Source organism: Rhodovibrio sodomensis (assembly GCF_016583645.1).
GTDB classification, from domain to species: Bacteria; Pseudomonadota; Alphaproteobacteria; order Kiloniellales; family Rhodovibrionaceae; genus Rhodovibrio; species Rhodovibrio sodomensis.
The window spans coordinates 32,994-51,605 of sequence record NZ_NRRL01000015.1 but is presented as its reverse complement, the minus strand read 5'-3'; the positions used below and the strand labels follow the sequence as shown (position 1 = coordinate 51,605).

The window sequence follows — 18,612 nt, the reverse complement described above, 5'->3', positions numbered from 1 at the left end:
CTCCCCTAGCCCCTCCTCCCAGTGGACAAGGGGGATCAGTTGGGTTGGTGAGAGGCGGCGCTAGAAATCCACCGTCTCGCCAGGCTCGACCGTCAGCACCTCGACCGGGTAGTCGCCCAGCCGGTCGCGGATCCGGCCGGGGACGTCGCGCTGGCCGGTGACGCGGTAGTGCATCGGCACCGCGCGGCGGACGTTCAGGTAGTTCATCAGCGCGTGCGCGGCCTGGTCCGGGCCCATCGTCTCGCGCCCGCCGGCGGGGATGAAGGCGAGCTCCGGCTCGTAGTACTCGGTGACGTAGGACATGCCCCGGAACACCGACGTGTCGCCGGCGTGGTACAGGCTGGACCCGTCGGCGGTCTCGATGATGTAGCCGACGGCCGCACCGCCGCCGCGCACTTTCGCCGGAGCGCCGTCGCCGCCCGGGACCGTCACGCTCGAGCTGTGCACCGCCTGCACCATGGTGATCCGGATCCGCTCGCCCAGCGGCCTCACCGTGCCGCCGAAGTTGAAGCGCACCTGCCGGTCCGCCGGCACGATTCCGAGCGCGGCCAGCGTCCGCCCGAGGTCGGCGTTCAGCGCCACTTGGGCGTCGGTGCGCCGCACCAGGGCCGCGGTGTCGCCCAGATGGTCGGCGTGGCCGTGGGTCAGCAGGATCAGGTCGAGGCCCTCGAACGCGCCCGGCTGCTTCGCCGCGGCCGGGGCGACCGGATTGTCGCTCAGGTAGGGGTCGACCAGGATGGTGCGCTCCTGCGCGCGGATCTCGAGCGCGCTGTGGCCGAGGAAGCGCACCTCCGCCGCGTGCGCGCTGCCCGCGGCGGTCAGCAGCAGGACGGCCAGACCGCCCGCGGCGGCCGCCAGCGGCTGGGGACGGGATCGACGGCGCATTCGGGGTCTCCTCGTTCGCGATTGTGGGGTCTGCGTCGTCCACCCCCCAGGTGAGCCTTGCGCCGGTCGCCCTGCAACCCCGCGCCCGGAGCACAACCCCGCGCCCGGACCGGCCAGCGCTGCGAGCGTCGCGCCACCACTTTGCCGCTTGACCGTCGGGGCGAACCAGCGTTGCCTATGTTAAAATTCCCGTTCCGCCCGGATGGCCGCCGCGTCTCAGACGTGCCGCCCGCCGCCGACCCAGGCCGCCAAGGACCGACCCGGTTATGAAGAAGCTCTTGCTGATCGTCGCCGCCATCGTGGTGTTGTTGGTCGCGATCGTGTTGATCGCGCCGTTCCTGATCCCGGTGGAGACCTACAAGCAGCAGATCGCCCGGCAGGTGGAATCGGCCACCGGCCGGTCGCTGACGATCGCGGGCGACCTGTCGCTGTCGATCCTGCCGCGCACCCAGCTGACCGCGAACCAGGTGCGCTTCGCTAACGCCGACTGGGCCGAGACCCCGCAGATGGCGCAGTTCGAGCGGATGCAGGTGCGCGTGAACCCGTTCGCCCTGCTGTCCGGCGAGCTGCAGGTCGAGAGCTTCGTGCTGCGGCAGCCGGTGATCCACCTGGCCAAGAACGCCCAGGGGCAGGGCAACTGGCAGTTCGCCGGCATGCAGGGCGGCGGCCAGGCAGGCGGTCAGCCGGCCGGCGACACCGCTGGCGGCGGCGCCGGCGGCGGAACCGGGACCGGCCCGCTGCAGGACATCAGCCTGAACGACGTGCGCCTGGTCGACGGGACGGTCACCTACCGCGACGCCCAGAGCGGTCAGACGACCAAGATCACCGGCGTCAACATGACCGTCAACCTGGCCTCGCTGGACGCCCCGATGACGGCGGACGGCGCGCTGACCTGGAACGGCGAGACGATCAACCTGGACCTTAAGGTCGCCACGCCGCGCCTGCTGATGGCGGGCGAACAGACGGACATCGTCGCGACCGTGGCCTCCGACCCGGTCGACCTGAGCTTCGACGGCGACCTGGTGAACGCCCAGCCGCGCCGGATCCAGGGCGAGCTTGACCTCGAGGTGCCGTCGATCAAGCGGCTCGCCGCCTGGGTCGGCGCCGGTCCGATCGAGGCGCCCGAGGGCACGCTGGAAACCTTCCAGCTCGCCGGCACGGTCGACGCCCGCGGTCAGACCTACGGCTTTTCGGCGAACCGGATCGTGTTCGACGAGATCACCGGCGAGGGCCGGTTCGCCGTCGACCTGACCGGCAGCAAGCCGCGCCTGTCGGGCAAGCTGGCGCTGGCGCAGATGAACCTGACCCCCTATCTGCCGGCCCCGACCGAGGACGCGCAGGCCGCCGGCGGCGGCGACGGATCGGGCAGCGGCAGCGGTGGCGCCGACGGCGGCCCGACGCAGTGGAACGACGATCCGATCGACCTGTCGGCCCTGCACACGCTCAACGTCGACTTCGACCTGTCGGTCGAGGGCATCCAGGCACGTGAGGTCACGGTTGGCCGAACGGCGATGCAGATGCAGTTGCAGGACGGCCGCCTGCAGGCCGATCTGAGCGAGCTCAACCTGTATCAGGGCAACGGCACCGGCCGCGTGGTGGTCAACGCCCGGCAGGACACGCCGTCGCTCGCGCTGCAATTCCAGCTTATAAGCTTGAACGCCCAGCCGTTCCTGACCGACGTCGCCGGCTTCGAGCGGCTGGCGGGCACCGGCGCCTTCCAGATCGACGTGCAGGCCACCGGCAAGTCGCAGAAGGCGCTGGTCGAAAACCTGAACGGCACCGGCGCGGTCGACTTCCAGGACGGCGCGATCACCGGGATCAACCTCGCCCAGATGGTGCGCAACGTGAAGTCGGCCTTCCAAAACGCCGGCGAGACGCAGAAGACCGACTTCGCCGAACTGTCCGCCAGCTTCAACATCACCGACGGCGTGCTGCGGAACGATGACCTGCTGCTGCTCAACCCGCTGCTGCGGGTGCGCGGCGAGGGCCAGGTCGACATCGGCGCGCGGACGGTGGACTACCGCCTGACGCCCAAGGCCGTGGCGACGACCGAGGGCCAGGGCGGCGAGGTCCAGGAAGAGGGGATCGCCGTGCCGGTGATCGTCGAGGGCCCCTGGCACAACCTCAGCTACCGCCCGGACCTGAAGAGCGTGATCCAGGACGCCGTGCAGGATCCCCAGAAGCTTAAGCAGACGTTCGACAAGGTGAAGCAAGGCGTCGAGGGCGGCGCCGACCCGCGCAAGATACTGGAAAGCTTGACCGGCGGCGGCAGCTCCGGCGGCGGTAATGGCGGCTCGGGCAGCAGCGACGGAACCGGCGCCGCCGACGGCGGCGCCTCAGGCAGCGGCTCGGTCGAGGACAAGGCCAAGGACGCGCTCAAGAACCTGCTCGGCAACTGATCCTGGCTAGCGCACAACCGATTAAGCCGGTTTGGGGCTCCAAGCGTTTCGCTCTCGGAGCCCATCCTGAGCCGGTCGACGGATGGCCATCTCGAAAGCTCTCTGGCGGGTACGTGAGCGCCCGTGCACCGGGATCCCCCGAACCGCCGGCTGCCATCTTTTCGACATCCAATGAGCGTGCGCGTGCGTATGGACAGGCACTGGCGGCATCCCGATATCGCGGGACGGCCGCCCGTGGGTCTCCTACATCCATCAGCCCGAGAGGGTGTACCATGCGCCTCGCCCGTACCCTGACCGCCGGCCTGTTCGCCGGCGCCCTGCTGGCGCCCGCCGGCGGCAGCGCCGCCCCGGCCAGCTTCGCGCCGGTCACGGTTGACCAGGCCGAGCAAACCGGTCGGCTGCGCTTCGACGTCAAGCGCGGCGGCGACAAGATCGGCACCCACCAGCTGACCTTCCGCCGGCAGGGCGACCGCCTGACCGTCAAGGTCGACATCGAGCTGTCGGTCGGCATCGGCCCGATCACGTTCTTCCGCTACACCCACGAAAACACCACCACCTGGGACAACGGGCGGATCGTGGCGATGAAGACGCGGACCAACGACGACGGCACCGAGTACCGGGTCGACGCCAGGCGGCTGGACGACGGCAGCCTAAAGGTCCGGACCAAGGACGGCAGCAAGACGGTCGCCGGCACGATCCTGCCCTCGACCTACTGGATCGCGGCCACGATTGAAGCGGACAAGCTGCTCAACACTCAGACCGGGACGGTCGAGGAGATCACCGTCGAGGCGCGCGGCCAGGACACCGTGCAGACCGCCGACGGGCCGGTACAGGCGCAGCGCTACGTCATTCACGGTGGCATCGACACCCACATCTGGTATCGCGACATGAACCGCTGGGTCGGCCTTGCGTTCGACGCCCGCGGGGAGCGTGTGACCTACCACCTGACGAAGCACACCGGCTACCTGCCGACCCAGCCGCCGACCGCGAGCCAGAGCTAGAGCAAGATGCTGGAAGGTGACGTCACCTTTCAGCTGAATCTTGCTCTCTCTTCAAGCAGTTAGAGCAAAATTCACGATCAAGGTCGACCCGACCCTCATCGATTTTGCTCTAACCCGCCGCTGCCCCGCGGGGGCCATCCCGGCCTCCGGCCCATGCCACCTCCCGACCCAGGCGCGCCGAGACCCCGTATGACCGACGCCGCCGCTCCCGAGATCCCCCCGGCCAGCGGGCGCACGTTCGCCTGGTGGCAGCTGAGCGCCTACGCCCTGCCCGGAATACCGCTCGCGGCGCTGCTGCTGCCGCTCTACGTCACCCTGCCGACCTACTACGCCGAGGACCTGGGCGTCGGCCTGACGGCCGTGGGCGCGGTGCTGCTGCTGGCGCGGCTGTGGGACGTGGTCACCGATCCCCTGATCGGCGTGCTGTCGGACCGGACGCCCGGACGGCTCGGCCGACGCAAGCCGTGGATGCTGGCGGGCCTGCCGCTCGCCGTGCTGTCGGTCTGGTTCCTGTTCACCCCGCGCGCGTTCGTCGCCGACGGCCTGGTCGGCTGGCCGCATCTGCTGCTCTGGACGGTGCTGCTCTACACCGGCGGCACCATGATCATGCTGCCCTACAACGCCTGGGCCGCGGAGATGACCGACGACTACCACGAGCGCAGCCGGGTCGCCGCCGCGCGCGAGGTCGCGATCGTCGTCGGCACGGTGGGCGCGATGGCCGGGCCGGCGCTGCTGTCGCTGGAGCGCACGACGATCATGGCGGGCTTCGCGTGGGGCCTGACGATCCTGCTGCCGATCGGCGTGATCGCCTGCGTCTTCGCCCTGCCGGACGACGCCCGGGCCCGGGTCGCGGGCAGCAGCCATCGCTTTTCCTGGTCGGTGATCACCGGCAACCGGCCGTTCCGCAAGCTGATCGTGGCGTATTTCCTGAACGGGATCGCCTACGGCCTGCCGGCGACCCTGTTCCTGCTGTACGTCGAGCACGTCCTGCAGGCGGCGGCGTGGGCCTGGCCGCTGTTGGGCGTCTACTTCCTGTGCGCGGTCGCGGGCGTGCCGATCTGGCTGCGGCTGTCGCGGCGGTTCGGCAAGCACCGGGTCTGGATGGCGGCGATGGGGATGGCGGCCGCCACCTTCTGGATCGCCGTGCTGCTGGGCCCCGGCGACATCTGGTGGTTCCTGCTGGTGTGCGTGCTGACCGGCCTGCCGCTGGGCGGGGAGCTGGCGCTGCCGCCGTCGATGCAGGCGGACGTGATCGACCTGGACACGCTGCGCTCCGGCCGCCGGCGGTCCGGGCTGTTCTTCGCCGCCTGGGGCGTGGCGACCAAGGTGCCGCTCGCGCTCGCGGTCGGCATCGCCTTTCCGGCGCTGGCGCTCGCCGGATTCGACGCGGAGGCGGCGCGCCAGTCCGCCGGCGCGCTGTTCGCGCTCGCCGCGCTCTACGCGCTGTTGCCGTGCGCGATCAAGCTGCTGTCGATCTGGCTGCTGCGCGGCTACCCGATCGACGCCGCGGAGCAGGAGCGGATCAAGCGCCGGCTGGCCGACGGCGGCCCGGACGAGACGCGTCCGGGCGACCGCGCGCCGCTTTCCCAAGCCGCGGGCGCGCATTAGCCTCGCGGCCATGACCGACGAGACACCCGCCTTCTACAACGACCTCGACGCCGCCTACGCCGAAGCCTGGCGGCTGCTTGACGACGGCGTGACCAACGCCAAGGCCCCGTTCCACCTGCCCGCCGTCGCCACGATCGGCCGCGGCGGCGATCCGCGGGTGCGCACCGTGGTGCTGCGCGCCAGCGACCGCGCGGCGGCCTGGCTGCAGTTCCACACCGACCGCCGGTCGCCCAAGGTGGCGGAGATCGAGGCGGAGCCGCGCCTTGCGCTGCACTTCTACGACCGCGCGGCCAAGCTGCAGCTGCGCGTGCGCGCCCGCGCCCAGGTTCATGGCGAGGACGCGGTGGCCCGCGCGGCCTGGGACAAGACCCGCGCGTTCAGCCGCGTCTGCTACCGCATCGATCCCGCCCCCGGCACCCCGGTCGCCGCCCCCGACGGCTACGCCGAGCCGGCGCCCGAGGACCCCGACGTCGGCTTCGAGACCTTCCGCGTGGTGCGCGCGCACGTTCGGGAGATCGAATGGCTCTACCTCGCCGGCCAGGGCCACCGGCGGGCGCTCTTTCAGCTCGGCGACGGCGCGTACACGGCGAGCTGGCTGACGCCGTAAACGGGTCGCCGGGGCGTACGGCGGGTCGGCCTCTCCGCCCCACCTAAGTCCCCTCGCCTCCAGTGGGAGGAGAGGGCTAGGGAGAGGAGGTTGCCGGCGGCGCGGAGGCCCGTGGTCCCTCCTCCCCTCGCCCCTCCTCCCAGTGGAGGAGGAGGATCCGTTTAGTGTTGGGGGCGTGGATACCCCCGCACTACCCGCGCGCCTTCCGCCGGCTTTCGCGGTGGGTGACGTAGAGGCCCGCGCCGGCGATCACGGCGGCGCCGGCCCAGGTGGTCGGGCCGGGGACCTCCGCCCAGATCAGCCAGCCATAGCCGAGCGCCCAGATCAGCGCCGTATAGTCGAACGGCGCGATCACGGCCGCGGGGGCGAGGTGGAAGGCGCGGGTCAGCAGCAGCATGGTGACCGCCCCCAGCCCGCCCAGCGCCAGGAACCAGCCGCCGTCGGCCGCGGCGACCGGCGTCCAGGCGAACGGCATCGTCGCGGCCGCGATCACGCCCGCGCCGGCGGTCGACCAGACGACCAGCGAGATCGCGCTTTCGCTGGCGGCGAACTTGCGCGCGGTCATCAGCATCAGGGCGTAGAACAAGGCGGCGGCGAGGGCGATCAGCGCGGCCGGCTGGAACGCCGCGGTGCCCGGTTTGACCACGATCAGCACGCCCAGGAAGCCGACCAGCACGGCCGACCAGCGCCGCCAGCCGACCTGCTCGCCCAGCAGCGGGCGCGCCAGCGCGGTCATGATCAGCGGGGCCGCGAACGCGATCGCGGTGACCTCGGCGAGCGGCAGGAAGGTCAGCGCGGTATAGAAGCTGAAGATCGCGAGCGCGGTGATCACCGCGCGGGCGGCGTGCACCCACGGCCGGCGCGTGCGCAGGCTAGCGAGCCCGCCGTGGCTGAACCAAGCGATCGCGAGCAGCAGCGGCAGCGCGATCGCCGAGCGCAGGAAAACCAACTGTAGCACGGGATAACTCGCGCCCAGGAACTTCGCCAGCGCGTCCATCGTCGCCAGGCAGAACACCCCGGCCACCATGGTCGCGATCCCGGCCAGGTTGCCGCCGCCGGCGTCCGGCGTGCGGGTGCGCGCGCTGCCGGACGCCCGGTGGGGCGCGCTCATAGCAACCGGTCGATCGTCTGCATCGCCTGCTCGGCCCAGCCGGGCCCGAACGCGGCCGCGTGCACCAGCAGGGGATAAAGGTTGTAGACGTCCCGGCGCGCCTCGAAGAAGCCCCCGGGCTCGAATGGCGCGCGCTCGGCGTAGCGCTCGAAAAACGGCTGGCCGAAGGTGCCGAACAGGGTGGCGAAGGCGAGCTCGATCTCCGGATGGCCATAGTACACGGCCGGATCGATGAAGCCGGCGATCCGGTCGCCCTTGGGCAGCACGTTGCCGCCCCACATGTCGCCGTGCAGCAGGGCCGGATGGGCCGGTTCGTCCAGATACCGCCCCAGCTTGCCGGCGAACCGCTCGATCCGGTCGCGCTGCTGGCTCGTCAGGCTGCCGCGGTCCAGGGCGACGTCGGCCATGTAGCGCAGCCGGTGGTCGCGAAAGAAGTCGAGCCAGCGCTCGGTTTGCGGGTTCGGCTGGTGCAGCGGGCCGATCAGGGTGTCCCGCTCCAGCCCGAACGCCACGCCGCGGACGGCGTGCAGGCGGGCGACATGGTCCGCCGCGTCGCGCTGGGCGGCGGCGTTCAGGGGGCCGTGGCCGTCGATGAAGGTCATCAGCAGCAGCGTGTCGTCGCCGTACAGCACCTGCGGCACCGGCAACTCGGATCGGTCATTCAAGACCTGCAGCATGTAGCCTTCCAGCGCCAGCCCGCCGCCGCGGGCGCACTTGGCGACCGCCGGCGCGCCGCCGTCGGCGAAGGCGAGCTTGACCACCTCGCCGATGCAGCCGCCCGGCAGCGGCGCCGCGCCGGTCGGCGTGCGGCCCAGCGCCTGCTCGATCCGCTGGCTCAGCTCCGCGTCGATCCGGCTCAAGCTGCTGGCTCCCCGTCTTGACCCACGCTATCCGGCCCGTTCGGCGATCTCGGCCAGGATCCCGTCGGTGCCGGCCTCGATCAGCCCGACCATCGCGTCGAACCCGCTGGTGTCGCCGTAGTAGGGGTCGGGCACGCTTTTGCGGCCGGTCTGCGGGGCGAACTCCAGGAACAGCCGCACCCGGTCCTTGCGCGCGCGCGGGCAAATTTCGTTGAGCTGGGCATGGTGGCCCTCGTCCATCGCGATCACGTAGTCGAACCGCTCGAAGTCGCGCGGGTCGACCAGACGCGCGGTCTGTCCGCCCATGGAATAACCGTGCGCCGCGACCGCGTCGACCGCGCGCGGGTCGGGCGGGTGGCCCAGATGCCATTCGCCCAGCCCGGCGCTGTCGATCTTCAGCCGGTCGGCGAGCCCGGCGTGGTGCGCCTTGTGGCGCAGGATCGCCTCCGCGCTGGGCGAGCGGCAGATGTTCCCGGTGCAGACGAACAGCACGCTGACCGGCGTCCCGGCCCGGGGGTTGGACGTGCTTTCCTGGGGTGCTGCCACCTCGACGGACCTCCTGTTGGCTGCCTGGTTCGGCTGCGTGGTGTGGCTGCGTGATGCGGCCGGACGGGGCCGGCGCGCGGCCATGCTGCGGCGCGGGCCCGAACGGGGTTGAGATGGGCCGCTGCCTTGGCTTAGCTAGAGGCGCGAGCCGCACCCCATCCGTCCTCTAGCATCCGAGGGGCCATGTCGGAAGCACACGGCACAGGCGCAAACGGCCCGATCGTCGTCCTGACCGGGGCGGGGATCTCCAAGGAATCCGGCCTGGATACTTTCCGTGACAAGGGCGGCATCTGGGAAAAGGTGTCGATCGAGGAGGTCGCCACGCCGGAAGCGTTCCAGGCCAACCCGGAACGCGTCCAGCAGTTCTACAACGACCGCCGGCGCCAGCTGACCCAGGACCGGCCGGAGCCGAACGCCGGCCACACAGCGCTCGCCCGGCTGGCCCGGGAGTGGCCCGGCGAGGTGCTGGTGGTGACCCAGAACATCGACGACCTGCACGAACGCGCCGGCCAGGACAACCTGATCCACATGCACGGCGAGCTGCGCAAGGCGCGCTGCACCGACTGCGCGGCCGTGGTCGCCTGGGACGACGACCTGGCGCCCGCCACCGGCTGCCCGCACTGCGACACCGGCACGCTGCGCCCGCACGTGGTCTGGTTCGGCGAGATGCCGTTCCAGATGGAGCGGATCTTCGACGCGCTGCAGCGCTGCGGGCTGTTCATCTCGGTCGGCACATCGGGCAGCGTCTACCCGGCCGCCGGCTTCGTGCAGGAAGTGCTGCGCGGCGGCCGCGCGCGCACGGTGGAACTGAACCTGGAGCCGTCCGACGGCAGCGTGCTGTTCCACGAGAGCCGCCACGGCCCGGCGAGCGAGGTCGTCCCTGCGTTCGTCGACGACCTGCTGGCCGGCCGCATCGAGCTCTGACGGCCATCGTGGCGGATTCGCTCGACCGGGTGCTGGCGGAAGCCCGTGCCTGCCGGCATTGCGAGCCCGAGCTGCCGCTGGGCGCGAACCCGGTGCTGCGCGCGGGCGCGGGCGCGCGTCTGCTGATCGTTGGGCAGGCGCCCGGCACCAAGGTGCACCACAGCGGCGTGCCGTGGAACGATGCCTCCGGCGACCGGCTGCGCCAGTGGCTCGCCGTCGACCCGGACACCTTTTACGATCCCGACCGGATCGCGATCGTCCCGATGGGCTTCTGCTACCCCGGCCGCGACGCGCGCGGCGGCGACAAGCCGCCCCGGCCGGAGTGCGCGCCGATCTGGCACCCGCGGCTGTTGGCCGCGCTGGCGAACGTCGAGTTGACCTTGCTGGTCGGCTCCTACGCGCAGACATACTATCTGGGTGGCAGGCGCCGGCGCACCCTGCGGGAGACGGTCACGGCCTATCGGGACTACCTGCCGGGCTACCTGCCGCTACCGCATCCCAGCTGGCGCAACACCGCCTGGCTGAACCAGACCCCCTGGTTCGAAACCGACCTGCTGCCCGACCTGCGCGCGCGCGTCCACGCCCTGCTGTGAGGCGCGCGAGTTGGCACGGCCTCGCGGCGGGTTCCCTCCGCTTCGCTCGAAGGGGAGGGTCAGGGTGGGGTAGGTCTGCACAGCGTTGACGCGCTTCGGCGTTCTGCAAACCACCTCACCCTGGCCCTCTCCGCCCGCCGGAGGAGAGGGAACGCGCCGCCGCGCCGAGCCAACGCGCCGACCCATTCGAGGAGTTTGCCGTGACCTACGTTCGCCGCCGTCTGATCGCTTGCCTCGCCCTGCTCGCGGCCGCGCTCGCGCCGCTCACGGCCGGTGCGCACTCCGCGGAGGTCGCCGGGGTCAAGATCGGCCACGCCTGGGCGCCGCCGGCTAAGGGCGACGGCACGGCCGTCTACATGCCGATCCTGAACGACCGGGACGAGGCGGTCAGCCTGGTTTCCGCCAGCACCCCGATCGCCCAGCGCGTGCGCCTGCGCGAGACCGACGACGGTGAGGCGACCTTCTACAGCAGCCTGAGGCTCGCCCCCGGCCAGCCGGTGTCGCTCGCCGAATGGCGCCTGCATCTGTGGCTGGACGGTTTGAACCGGGACCTTGAGGCCGGCGACAAGTTCCCGCTCACCGTGACCTTCGAGCCCGGCGGCTCGGTCGAACTCGAGATCTACGTCGAAGCGAGCCCGGGGCACTGAGCGGCGGACCGCCGGGCCGTCACCCGCGCGGCGGGCGGCCTTCCTCGATCCGCTCCATTTCCTCGTCGGAAAAGCCGAAGTGGTGGCCGATTTCGTGGATGATCACGTGCGCCACCACCTCGCGCAGGTCCTCGCCGCTTTCCGCCCAGTAGTCCAGGATCGGCCGGCGGAACAGGTGCACCGTGTCGGGCAGGGTGGCGCTGTCGCCGGTCGACTTTTCCAGCAGGCTGACGCCGCGGTACAGGCCCAACAGGTCGAACGGCGATTCCAGGCCCATTTCCTCGACGACCTCGTCCTCGGGAAAATCTTCCACCTGTACGCTGACGTTGTTCAGCATGTTGCGCATCTGCTGCGGGATGGTCGCCATCGCCTCGCGCGCCATCGCCTCGATGTCGCTGATCTCGGGCGGTGTGGTGTAGCGGTCGACGTCGTGGAAGTGGGCCATCGTCTCGGTCGTGTCGTTTGCGTGCGGTTGCATCCGGCCGGCCGTTCGGCGCCCGGGGGCGGTCGGCGCGTCGGCCCCCGGATCGCGCGTGCGGTTGACCCGGTGCGCTGCGGCGGCCAGCTATGGGCAGGGTTCAACCAAGTTCAGGGAGACGCAGCCCATGGCCGGCAAGATGAGCGAGGCGGAGCGCGATCAGGCGGTTCAGAAGCTGGACGGCTGGACCGTCGCCGCGGATCGCGACGCCATCCAGAAGACCTTCCAGTTCAAGTCCTTCAACGCGGCGTTCGGCTTCATGCAGCGGGTCGCGCTGGCGGCGGAGAAGATGGACCACCACCCCGAGTGGTTCAACGTTTACAACCGCGTCGACATCACGCTGTCCAGCCACGACGTGGGCGGCACCAGCGAGCGCGATATCCAGCTCGCCGAGAAGGCCGACCGCTTTGCCAAGGCGTTCCAGGAGTAGCGCCTCGCGCGCGCGACTGCAAGCCGCGCCCGGTTTTCCGGCGGAGATCCAATGGCCGCGCCGGTTGCGGGCGCGACGCCCCCGGCGCATATATCGGGCATGAGCGATCGCGACGACCGCGACTACGAGACGACCGCGCGCCAGGTCACGCGCTACGACCCGGAGAAGCTGGAGCGGGACCGCGACAAGGTCCTGAACAACTTCTGGTCCAAGGCGCGCCGCGTGCTGGGCCGCGTCCCGTTCCTGGAGGACGCGGTGGCGGCGTACTACTGCGCGCGCGACCCCGAAACGCCGGCCCAGGTCAAGGCGGTGCTGTTCGGCGCGCTCGCCTATTTCATCCTGCCCACCGATCTGGTGCCGGACATCCTGACCGCCTTCGGCTTCGTCGACGACGCGGCGATCCTGACCTATGCCTACCGCAAGGTCGCCGACTACGTCACCGACGCCCACCGAAAGCAGGCGCACGCCGCGCTCGCCCAGCTGCGCGTCGAAGACCAAGACGCCGGCTAGAGCAACATCGATGACGGTCGCGTCGACCTTGATCGTGAATTTTGCTCTAACTGCTTGAAGAGAGAGCAAGATGCTGAAAGGTGGCTTCGCCTTTCAGCATCTTGCTCTGACCGGCGCCTGACCGTCCCGCCACCGGCGCGCCGAGGGCGGGCGCGCCGCGCCCAGCGCACGACCAAGAGCAAGATCAAGAGGCGATGAGCCAGCACGCCGACGCCAACCCTGTGCCGCTCCCGGTCGCCGTTTACGGCGGAACCGGCCTGATTCCCTTGGTCGTGACCGCGATCGCCGTCTGGGTCGCGCCCGCCGGCTGGGACGGCCGCGCGCTCGAGATCCAGCTGTTCTACGGCGCCGCCATCATCAGCTTCCTGGGCGCCGCGCACTGGGGCCTGGCGCTGGCCGGCCAGGGCACCCGCGGCGACGTCGCTGCCGCCTGCGGCTGGGCGCGGCTGGGCTATTCCGTGGCGCCGTCGCTGGTCGCCTGGCTGTCGCTGATCACCGTGCCGGTGATCGGCGTGATCATGCAGATGCTCTGCTTCCTGGCGACCTTCTTCGTCGACGCCAAGACCACGCGGGTGGGGATCACGCCGGCCTGGTACCCGCGCCTGCGCCGGCCGCTCACCATGGTCGCGATCATCTGCCTGGGCGCCAGCCTGCTCCGCCTCGCGCAGGGGCTGTAGACCGGCGTGCCCGCGGATGTGTATGGTGGAGGGAATTGATACACATCCGAGGCCGTGATGCGGACCAACATCGAGATCGACGACGAGCTGATGGCCGAAGCCCAGGCGCTGAGCGGGGCGAAGACCAAGCGCGAAACCGTCCAGGAAGCCTTGCGGCTGTTGGTTCAGATCCGCCGGCAGGCTGAGATCCTGCAGATGGAAGGCCGATACCGATGGATCGGTGATCTGGATGACATGCGCACCGATCGGAGCGAGGAGTGATCACGGTCGACACGTCGGTCTGGATCAACTTCCTCAACGGTGCCGGTGGACCCTACGTACGTGTTCTCAAGAGCTTATTGAGGTCGGAGGGGATCGTGGTCGGCGACCTCGTCATGACGGAGGTGCTCCGCGGTCTTAAGGACGAGCGCTCGGCACGCGATGTGCAACAGTTCCTGGAAAAATGTCATATCCTGTCTTTCGTTGGTCATGCGAACGCCGTCGAAGCGGCGGCGCTCTACCGCCGGCTTCGATCTGCCGGCGTGACCATCCGCAAGACGGTCGACCTGTGGATCGCCACTTGGTGCATCGTCAACCAAGTCCCACTGTTGCACCAAAATCGCGACTTCACGGCGATCGCCCGGCACGAGCCGGGCCTGATCGAGGTGCCGGTGCCCGCAAGCTGAGCGACTAGAGCAAAATCGATGAAGGCCTGGTCGACCTTGCTCGTGAATTTTGCTTTAACTGCTTGAAGAGAGGGTAAGAGTCAGCTGGAAGGTGTTTCCACCTTTCAGCATCTTGCCCTACCACCCCCAGGTGCCGGGCCCGCCCTTGAATGGGCCGACGATGGCGCTGGTGATCCAGCCGCCGTAGAAGTCGCCGTCCTGCGGCTGCACCCGCTCGCCGTCGACGAAGCAGGCGTCCATCTTGCTGGGATAGAAGGAAAAGCAGTCCTGGATGTCGGCGAATGCCAGCGTCGGGTCGGGGTAGGTCCAGACCGCGCGCTCCGCCCGCCGGTCGCCGACCGCGACGTCGAAGTATTTCGCCTGACCCTTGAACTCGCACATCGTGCGCCCGCGCACCGCGACCAGCAGGTCGGTGCGCACGTGCTCTTCGGGAATGCAGAACACCGGCGGGTGGCTGGTCTCCAGCACGCGGTAGGTCTTGGTGCTGTCGGCGATCGTCTGACCGGCGAACGCGACCGTCACCCGCGCGGCCGAGCGCTCCAGGCGCGGCGGGCGCGGGTAGTCCCAGACGCTTTCCTGGCCCGGACCGGGCTCGACGCGCTTCATGCCGGGAAGCCTCCAGGCCGTTGGTTCGACGCAACAGAAGCTTGGGTGCAGGGGCCCGCGGTCAAGGGCGCCCTCGGACCGCGACGTCGTAGCCGTCGTCGCTGCGCCAGCGCACGCCGGCGGGCGTGGCGACCGGGGCGGGTGCGATCTTCGGGCGCCGGACCTTCTCCGTCTCCAGCGGGCGGGTGGTGGCGTAGACCTGCTTGGTCGCCTCCAGCATCACCAGGCCGGACAGCTGCGGCAGCCAGCGCTTGCCGATCCGCTCGAACGCCGGGGCGGCCCCCAGCAGGCTGCGCGAATAGGTCGGCGGCACGAACAGGGCGTGGCGGGCCTGCCGCGGCTCGAAGCTCTGATCCTTCAACAGGCGGGTCAGCTGGCCGTGGCTGAACGGGTGGCCGTGGCCGAGCGGCGTGCGCTCCAGGCGCGACCACAGGCTGCGCCGGTTGGGCACCACGATCAGCAGCCGCGCGTCGCCCATCATCACCCGCCAGATCTCCGAGAGCAGCGGGCGCAGCTGCTCGGTGTGCTCCAGCGAGTGGACCAGCAGCACGCGGTCGATCGAATAGGCGCTGAGCGGCAGGTTGCCCTCGTCGACCAGGGTGGTCGCGTTGGCGTCCCGGCCGGGCCAGTGCAGCACGCCCTGCTGGGCGGGCATGAACGCCAGCACACGCTCCGCCTCGTCCCGGAAGGGGTGCAGGTAGGGCGTGCAGTAGCCCAGGCCGAGCACGCGCTGCCGGCGCACGTCGGGCCACACCTGGCGCAGTTCCCGCTGGATCGTGTGCCGGACCACCCGGCCCAGCCGATCCCCGTAGAACCGCTGCAGTTCGGTCACGTCCTGGAACATCGCCCGCCTTGAGGTCCCCGCCGGCTCGATCAGTCCCCTATGTATGACAAGTCGGGCGCGCTTGCCAGTGGTGAACGGGTGCGGCCGTGCAAGTGCGGCCGTGCAGTTGGGGCGCGCAGGTCGCGGCGCGCGCGGATCGGGCCGGGGCACCTTTCGCTGGTCCGGGCGAAACACTACCTTCCAGACGCGGCCGCGACCGCGGCACCCGTTCGAAGCCCAAGGGAGGGGACGTCATGGCCAAGCTCGAGGTCGAGCTGATCCCGGCGCTAAGCGACAACTACATCTACCTCGCCCACGAGCCCGAGAGCGGCGAGACCGCCGTGATCGACCCGGCGGAGGCGAAGCCCGTGCTGGACGCCGCCAAGGCCAAGGGCTGGACGATCACGCACATCCTGAACACCCACCACCACGGCGACCACACCGGCGGCAACAAGGCGGTCAAGGACGCGACCGGCGCGCCGATCGTCGGTCCCAGCTACGACCAGGCGCGGATCCCCGGCCTCGACATCGCGCTCAGCGAGGGCGATACCTATTCGCTCGGCAACGCGACGGCGGAGGTGTTCTTCACCCCCGGCCACACCCGCGGCCACATCTCGTTCTGGTTCAAGGATGCGGACGTGCTGTTCTCCGGGGACACGCTGTTCGCGCTCGGCTGCGGCCGGCTGTTCGAGGGCGACGCCAAGCAGATGTGGGACAGCCTGCAGAAGCTGCGCCGCCTGCCCGACAGCGTGCAGGTCTACTGCGGCCACGAGTACACCATGACCAACGTCCGCTGCGCCACCGACATCGAGCCCGACAACCAGGACCTGCGGGCCTACAGGCAGCGGGTCGAGGAACTGCGCGGCGCCGGCAAGCCGACCATCCCCGCCGACCTGGGCGAGGAAAAGCGCTGCAGCCCCTTCCTGCGCGCCGACGACCCCGCGCTCGCGCAGGCGCTCGGCATGGCCGGCGCCGACCCGGTCGACGTGTTCGCCGCCGTGCGCGAGAAGCGCAACGGGTACTGAGGGCGGGGGTTTCCGCCGTTCGCGAGTTCGCAGGGCGCCTCGGTGGGTCCCCTCTCCGCCACTGGGGGGCGAGGGACAGGGTGAGGTGGTTTGCACGGCGGGCCGACTTGGTCGGGCGCCGCTATGACGCCGCGGGAGCCGCACGGGCGCGCGCAACCTCCTCTCCCTCGCCCTCTCCTCCCAGTGGAGGAGAGGGGATAAGTTGGGCGCGATGCCCGCTTGCTTTACCGCCTTGCCCGCGCGCAGGCTTGGACCCGGACCGCAAAACGCTTCAGACCCCGAGGACCGCCCCATGTCCCTGACCCTGCGCCATTCGCCCACCTCGCCCTACGTGCGCAAGGTGGTGGTCGCCGCCGCGGAGCGCGGGCTGGCCGACCGGCTGACCTTCCAGGCGACCAACCCGTGGGATCCGGCCGACGACCTGCCGGGCGACAATCCGCTCGGCAAGGTGCCGGCGCTCAAGCTTGCCGACGGTACCGTGCTGTTCGACAGCCCGGTGATCGTCCGCTACCTCGACACGCTGCACGGCCACGCGCCGCTGTTCCCGCACGACGGCGACCGGGGCTGGTGGGCCGAGCGCACGCACGCGCTGGCCGACGGGATCCTGGACGCCGCGGTGACCCGGCTGATCGAGAACGTGCGCCGGCCCAAGGAGCTCTATTGGGCCGACTGGGACGCCCGGCAGAAGGCCAAGATCGAGCGCGCGCTCGACGCGCTGGCGCTCGACGTCGACCGGCTGGCGGGCGACCCGCCGGACATCGCCGCGATCGCGGCGGCCTGCGCGCTGGGCTATCTCGACTTCCGGTTCCAGGCCGAGGACTGGCGCGCCAGCCGGCCGGATCTGGCGCAGTGGTACGCCGCCTTCGCCGACCGGCGATCGATGCAGGAAACGGTGCCGAAGGGGTGACCGCCGCGATGAACCCGGACCGGACGCTGGACGGCCTGTCGGCCGAGCAGGTGATCGACCTGCTCGGGATGGACAAGCACCGCGAGGGCGGGGCGTTCTGCGAGACCTTCCGCGACCATCACGCCGACCGCGAGGGCCGGCCGCGCTCGACCGCGATCTACTACCTGCTGAAGCAGGGCGAGCGCTCGCACTGGCACGCGGTCGATGCGAGCGAGGTCTGGCACCACTACGCCGGCGCGCCGATGACCCTCGCGGTCTCGGTCGACGGGATCGCGGTCGAGCGGATCACCCTGGGCCGCGATCTGGCGAACGGGCAGCGGCCGCAGGGCGTGGTCCCGGCCGGCGCCTGGCAGTCCGCCGCGCCGGTCGGCGGCTGGTCGCTGGTCGGCTGCACGGTCGCGCCGGGGTTCAGCTTCGATGGCTTCGACCTGGCGCCGCCGGACTGGCAGCCGGGGCAGGGGCCGCCGCACAAGAACGGTTTGGGGAGCTAAGACCCGGCGATGGACCTGAGCGCTTACCAGGCACTGACGTTCGACGTCTACGGCACGCTGATCGACTGGGAGACCGGGATCGCCGACACGCTTCAGCCCTGGGCGGAGCGCAACGGGGTCGCCGGCGACCGCGACGCCCTGCTGGCGGCTTTCGCCCGGCACGAGACGACGCGCCAGCAGGACAACCCGGAGACCCGGTATCCCGAAGTGCTCGAACTGGTGTTCGAGGACATCGCGCGCGACTTCGGGGTCAGGCCGGCGCGCGCCGACGCCTACGCGTTCGGCGAATCGGTGCAGCACTGGCCCGCCTTCGACGACGCGCCCGAGGCTTTGCGGCGCCTGCAGACGCGCTACCGCCTGGGCGTGATTTCCAACGTCGACCGCGCGTCGTTCGTGATGTCGCAGGCGAAGCTGGGCGTGAACTTCGACCTGCAGGTCACGGCCGAGGACGCCGGCGCCTACAAGCCCGACCACGCCCCGTTCGAGATGGCGCTGACCTGGCTGAACGAGATCGGCATCGGCTTCGACGCCATCCTGCATGTCGCGCAGTCGCACCATCACGACCACGTGCCGGCCAAGCGCCTGGGCATGACCAGCTGCTGGATCGACCGGCAGGGGCTTGCCCAAGGCGGCGCGTGGGGCGCCACGCCCGAGGTGCCCGACCGCCCGCAGGTCGACGCGACCTATCCCAGCCTGTCGGCGCTGGCCGACGCCGCGGGCGTGTAGGCCGCCGATCGTCCATGACCGACCGCCGCGATGCCGGCGACCGGCCTGCTGGTCGGGCGTCTCGCCGTCGCGCCCGGACTTCCGATCGACCCC

General features: G+C 70.5%; 23 protein-coding genes. 16 read left to right on the top strand and 7 right to left on the bottom strand.

Going from position 1 to position 18,612, the window contains the following annotated elements; translation table 11 throughout:
* Positions 1-60: 60 nt before the first annotated feature.
* Positions 61-885 (bottom strand): metal-dependent hydrolase, encoded by an 825-nt coding sequence (locus CKO28_RS08405; protein WP_200340187.1) that lies wholly within the window; start codon positions 883-885, stop codon positions 61-63.
* Between the two features lie 266 nt (positions 886-1,151).
* On the opposite strand from CKO28_RS08405, the gene CKO28_RS08400 reads away from it, so the two are divergent.
* The 4 genes from CKO28_RS08400 to CKO28_RS08385 all read left to right on the top strand — a co-directional run bounded on the left by CKO28_RS08400 (position 1,152) and on the right by CKO28_RS08385 (position 6,500).
* Positions 1,152-3,284, top strand: a complete 2,133-nt coding sequence (locus CKO28_RS08400) for an AsmA family protein (RefSeq protein WP_200340186.1) — start codon at positions 1,152-1,154, stop codon at positions 3,282-3,284.
* 272 nt (positions 3,285-3,556) lie between these two features.
* Positions 3,557-4,285, top strand: a complete 729-nt coding sequence (locus tag CKO28_RS08395) for a DUF6134 family protein (RefSeq protein WP_200340185.1) — start codon at positions 3,557-3,559, stop codon at positions 4,283-4,285.
* A 189-nt stretch (positions 4,286-4,474) separates the two neighbouring features.
* A complete protein-coding gene (locus CKO28_RS08390; protein WP_200340184.1) occupies positions 4,475-5,893 on the top strand; it encodes an MFS transporter in 1,419 nt (472 codons plus the stop codon).
* 10 nt (positions 5,894-5,903) lie between these two features.
* The gene (locus CKO28_RS08385; RefSeq protein WP_200340183.1) at positions 5,904-6,500 is read left to right on the top strand and encodes a pyridoxamine 5'-phosphate oxidase family protein; all 597 of its coding nucleotides are present in this window, start codon (positions 5,904-5,906) and stop codon (positions 6,498-6,500) included.
* A gap of 190 nt (positions 6,501-6,690) precedes the next feature.
* On the opposite strand, the gene CKO28_RS08380 is transcribed toward CKO28_RS08385, so the two are convergent.
* Genes CKO28_RS08380 through CKO28_RS08370 form a run of 3 tightly spaced genes read right to left on the bottom strand, consistent with a single transcriptional unit; the run spans position 6,691 to position 9,017 of the window.
* Entirely contained in the window at positions 6,691-7,611 is a 921-nt protein-coding gene (locus CKO28_RS08380; protein ID WP_200340182.1) for a DMT family transporter, read from the bottom strand.
* Complete coding sequence (locus CKO28_RS08375) at positions 7,608-8,471, bottom strand: fructosamine kinase family protein (protein ID WP_200340181.1); 864 nt, start codon at positions 8,469-8,471, stop codon at positions 7,608-7,610. Before CKO28_RS08375 ends, CKO28_RS08380 begins: the two co-directional genes overlap by 4 nt.
* A 27-nt stretch (positions 8,472-8,498) precedes the next feature.
* On the bottom strand, positions 8,499-9,017 hold the full coding sequence (locus tag CKO28_RS08370; RefSeq protein ID WP_338050082.1) for a low molecular weight protein-tyrosine-phosphatase: 519 nt from the start codon (positions 9,015-9,017) through the stop codon (positions 8,499-8,501).
* 183 nt (positions 9,018-9,200) lie between these two features.
* Between CKO28_RS08370 and CKO28_RS08365 the strand changes: the two genes are divergently transcribed.
* The 3 genes from CKO28_RS08365 (at position 9,201) to CKO28_RS08355 (ending at position 11,181) form a co-directional block, all read left to right on the top strand.
* Positions 9,201-9,941, top strand: coding sequence for an NAD-dependent deacylase (locus tag CKO28_RS08365; RefSeq protein WP_200340179.1), 741 nt, complete (start codon positions 9,201-9,203; stop codon positions 9,939-9,941).
* Positions 9,942-9,949: 8 nt separating this feature from the next.
* The gene (locus CKO28_RS08360) at positions 9,950-10,534 is read left to right on the top strand and encodes a uracil-DNA glycosylase family protein (protein WP_200340178.1); all 585 of its coding nucleotides are present in this window, start codon (positions 9,950-9,952) and stop codon (positions 10,532-10,534) included.
* Between the two features lie 200 nt (positions 10,535-10,734).
* On the top strand, positions 10,735-11,181 hold the full coding sequence (locus CKO28_RS08355; RefSeq protein ID WP_200340177.1) for a copper chaperone PCu(A)C domain-containing protein: 447 nt from the start codon (positions 10,735-10,737) through the stop codon (positions 11,179-11,181).
* A gap of 19 nt (positions 11,182-11,200) precedes the next feature.
* Here the strand turns inward: CKO28_RS08355 and CKO28_RS08350 are convergent, their stop codons facing one another.
* Positions 11,201-11,659, bottom strand: a complete 459-nt coding sequence (locus tag CKO28_RS08350; RefSeq protein WP_437127619.1) for a metallopeptidase family protein — start codon at positions 11,657-11,659, stop codon at positions 11,201-11,203.
* Here CKO28_RS08350 and CKO28_RS08345 point away from each other — a divergent pair.
* From CKO28_RS08345 to vapC, 5 genes are all read left to right on the top strand, one after another.
* Complete coding sequence (locus CKO28_RS08345) at positions 11,637-12,089, top strand: 4a-hydroxytetrahydrobiopterin dehydratase (protein WP_338050081.1); 453 nt, start codon at positions 11,637-11,639, stop codon at positions 12,087-12,089. The genes CKO28_RS08350 and CKO28_RS08345 overlap by 23 nt on opposite strands.
* 99 nt (positions 12,090-12,188) lie before the next feature.
* Positions 12,189-12,599 (top strand): YkvA family protein, encoded by a 411-nt coding sequence (locus CKO28_RS08340; protein WP_200340175.1) that lies wholly within the window; start codon positions 12,189-12,191, stop codon positions 12,597-12,599.
* 194 nt (positions 12,600-12,793) lie between these two features.
* Complete coding sequence (locus tag CKO28_RS08335; protein ID WP_200340174.1) at positions 12,794-13,276, top strand: DUF3429 domain-containing protein; 483 nt, start codon at positions 12,794-12,796, stop codon at positions 13,274-13,276.
* Between the two features lie 57 nt (positions 13,277-13,333).
* Positions 13,334-13,537, top strand: coding sequence for a type II toxin-antitoxin system VapB family antitoxin (locus tag CKO28_RS08330; RefSeq protein WP_200340173.1), 204 nt, complete (start codon positions 13,334-13,336; stop codon positions 13,535-13,537).
* A complete protein-coding gene (gene vapC, locus CKO28_RS08325; protein WP_200340172.1) occupies positions 13,534-13,941 on the top strand; it encodes a type II toxin-antitoxin system VapC family toxin in 408 nt (135 codons plus the stop codon). The genes CKO28_RS08330 and vapC overlap by 4 nt, the downstream gene beginning before the upstream one ends.
* A gap of 117 nt (positions 13,942-14,058) precedes the next feature.
* Here the strand turns inward: vapC and CKO28_RS08320 are convergent, their stop codons facing one another.
* Together CKO28_RS08320 and CKO28_RS08315 are read right to left on the bottom strand one after the other, a co-directional pair.
* A complete protein-coding gene (locus tag CKO28_RS08320; RefSeq protein ID WP_200340171.1) occupies positions 14,059-14,547 on the bottom strand; it encodes a DUF427 domain-containing protein in 489 nt (162 codons plus the stop codon).
* Positions 14,548-14,608: 61 nt separating this feature from the next.
* Positions 14,609-15,391 carry a class I SAM-dependent methyltransferase gene (locus tag CKO28_RS08315; RefSeq protein WP_200340170.1) on the bottom strand — a complete coding sequence of 261 codons (783 nt, stop codon included), beginning with the start codon at positions 15,389-15,391 and terminating at the stop codon, positions 14,609-14,611.
* 233 nt (positions 15,392-15,624) lie between these two features.
* Between CKO28_RS08315 and gloB the strand changes: the two genes are divergently transcribed.
* From gloB to CKO28_RS08295, 4 genes are all read left to right on the top strand, one after another.
* A complete protein-coding gene (gene gloB / locus CKO28_RS08310; protein WP_200340169.1) occupies positions 15,625-16,395 on the top strand; it encodes a hydroxyacylglutathione hydrolase in 771 nt (256 codons plus the stop codon).
* A gap of 292 nt (positions 16,396-16,687) precedes the next feature.
* A complete protein-coding gene (locus tag CKO28_RS08305; RefSeq protein ID WP_242480429.1) occupies positions 16,688-17,302 on the top strand; it encodes a glutathione S-transferase N-terminal domain-containing protein in 615 nt (204 codons plus the stop codon).
* The gene (locus CKO28_RS08300; RefSeq protein WP_437127618.1) at positions 17,299-17,793 is read left to right on the top strand and encodes a cupin domain-containing protein; all 495 of its coding nucleotides are present in this window, start codon (positions 17,299-17,301) and stop codon (positions 17,791-17,793) included. Before CKO28_RS08305 ends, CKO28_RS08300 begins: the two co-directional genes overlap by 4 nt.
* A 9-nt stretch (positions 17,794-17,802) precedes the next feature.
* Complete coding sequence (locus CKO28_RS08295; protein ID WP_200340168.1) at positions 17,803-18,519, top strand: HAD-IA family hydrolase; 717 nt, start codon at positions 17,803-17,805, stop codon at positions 18,517-18,519.
* The last annotated feature ends 93 nt before the right edge of the window (positions 18,520-18,612 follow it).

Coding starts and splice junctions, on each gene's coding strand:
- CKO28_RS08395 (WP_200340185.1), top strand. CDS start 3,557: ATGCGCCTCGCCCGTACCCTGACCGCCGGCCTGTTCGCCGGCGCCCTG.
- CKO28_RS08305 (WP_242480429.1), top strand. CDS start 16,688: ATGTCCCTGACCCTGCGCCATTCGCCCACCTCGCCCTACGTGCGCAAG.
- CKO28_RS08315 (WP_200340170.1), bottom strand. CDS start 15,391: ATGTTCCAGGACGTGACCGAACTGCAGCGGTTCTACGGGGATCGGCTG.
- CKO28_RS08335 (WP_200340174.1), top strand. CDS start 12,794: ATGAGCCAGCACGCCGACGCCAACCCTGTGCCGCTCCCGGTCGCCGTT.
- CKO28_RS08390 (WP_200340184.1), top strand. CDS start 4,475: ATGACCGACGCCGCCGCTCCCGAGATCCCCCCGGCCAGCGGGCGCACG.
- CKO28_RS08330 (WP_200340173.1), top strand. CDS start 13,334: ATGCGGACCAACATCGAGATCGACGACGAGCTGATGGCCGAAGCCCAG.
- CKO28_RS08350 (WP_437127619.1), bottom strand. CDS start 11,659: ATGCAACCGCACGCAAACGACACGACCGAGACGATGGCCCACTTCCAC.
- CKO28_RS08380 (WP_200340182.1), bottom strand. CDS start 7,611: ATGAGCGCGCCCCACCGGGCGTCCGGCAGCGCGCGCACCCGCACGCCG.
- CKO28_RS08405 (WP_200340187.1), bottom strand. CDS start 885: ATGCGCCGTCGATCCCGTCCCCAGCCGCTGGCGGCCGCCGCGGGCGGT.
- CKO28_RS08400 (WP_200340186.1), top strand. CDS start 1,152: ATGAAGAAGCTCTTGCTGATCGTCGCCGCCATCGTGGTGTTGTTGGTC.
- CKO28_RS08295 (WP_200340168.1), top strand. CDS start 17,803: ATGGACCTGAGCGCTTACCAGGCACTGACGTTCGACGTCTACGGCACG.
- CKO28_RS08340 (WP_200340175.1), top strand. CDS start 12,189: ATGAGCGATCGCGACGACCGCGACTACGAGACGACCGCGCGCCAGGTC.
- CKO28_RS08385 (WP_200340183.1), top strand. CDS start 5,904: ATGACCGACGAGACACCCGCCTTCTACAACGACCTCGACGCCGCCTAC.
- gloB (WP_200340169.1), top strand. CDS start 15,625: ATGGCCAAGCTCGAGGTCGAGCTGATCCCGGCGCTAAGCGACAACTAC.
- CKO28_RS08320 (WP_200340171.1), bottom strand. CDS start 14,547: ATGAAGCGCGTCGAGCCCGGTCCGGGCCAGGAAAGCGTCTGGGACTAC.
- CKO28_RS08365 (WP_200340179.1), top strand. CDS start 9,201: ATGTCGGAAGCACACGGCACAGGCGCAAACGGCCCGATCGTCGTCCTG.